This window comes from Streptomyces sp. NPDC006207, assembly GCF_040613835.1.
GTDB lineage: Bacteria > Actinomycetota > Actinomycetes > Streptomycetales > Streptomycetaceae > Actinacidiphila.
Map to the genome: position 1 here is coordinate 1 of NZ_JBEXSX010000159.1, position 1,093 is coordinate 1,093.

At 74.5% G+C, this 1,093-nt stretch carries 1 protein-coding gene; it reads right to left on the reverse strand.

Annotated elements, in window-relative coordinates; translation table 11 throughout:
- Positions 1-114 precede the first annotated feature (114 nt).
- Entirely contained in the window at positions 115-816 is a 702-nt protein-coding gene (locus ABZ312_RS45130) for a GNAT family N-acetyltransferase (RefSeq protein WP_500440233.1), read from the reverse strand.
- Between the last annotated feature and the right edge of the window lie 277 nt (positions 817-1,093).

The following is a 1,093-nucleotide window of genomic DNA, read 5'->3' on the forward strand; positions in this document are numbered from 1 at the left end:
CGACAACGCAGCGTGGGGGCACCCCCGGCCGAAGGCTGGGGGAGTGCCGTGCCAGGCGCCGCGGGGCAGGCGGGCATTTGACGACACGGCCTAGGCCCTCCCGCCGGCCGGGAGTCAGGCGGGCAGGGTGAAGAGCCGGTACTCGGAGACCGTGGTGAAGCGGCGGTAGAGGGGTTCACCGGACGGGCTGGCGATGAGGGCGGCCAGGTGCGTGCCCCGGTCGTGGGCGACGTCGAGGGCGGCCGAGGTCAATGCGGCGCCGATGCCGCGGCGGCGGTGGGGCGCGGCGACGTGGACGAGGAAGATGCCGGCCACGTCGTGCGCCGTGATCAGCACCGTCGTACCGACGACGTCACCGTCCAGCACGGCGGCCAGGCGGACGATGTCCGCGTTGTCCGCGCGCCGCGCCTCTGACCGTACGAGGCCGGGCTGCAGCTCGGGCGCGAAGCCCATGGAGGTGCGGTACGTGCCGACCAGTTCGGCCGGCCGGTCCGGGGTCTCCACCGCCTCGACGCCCAGGCCGGCCGGCGGGTCCTGGGGGGCCGGGGCGCGGTCGAGGGGCCGCACCATCAGGGGCAGGGCGCCGAGCGGGACCGCGCCGTGCCGGGTCAGGGCGGCAGGGGTGCCTTCGGGGCTGTCCGGGCCGGCCCACCACCAGGGGACGCCCGCGAGTTCGGTGCGCGCGGCGGTCACGGCCTGCGCCACCGCGTCCAGGGACCGTACCCGGACCACACCGTTGAACTGCGGCGTGGCGAGACCGCTGCGATAGCGGTCGAGGTCGCCGTCGGCTCGCTGCGTCCGGCCCCACCCCGTCAAGTACTGGCGGAGGCGGTGACCCGTGCCAGCGCCTCCGTGCTCGCCGCGCCCAAGGCGTCTCCTTCGTCTGCGATCTCGATCAGGCATGGTGTCACACGTGTCACATGCCGATGCAGTGCGGTGACGGTCCTTCCTTGTGGGCGGTGACCTCCCCTTATGCTGGCGGGCATGAGCGAGGGACTGCTGGAACGGCGTGAGGGCCCGGGGGGCGACGGGGCGGCCTCCGAGGCGATGGTGGTGGTCGAGGACCTGGTGCGCACCTTCGGTGCCGGGGACA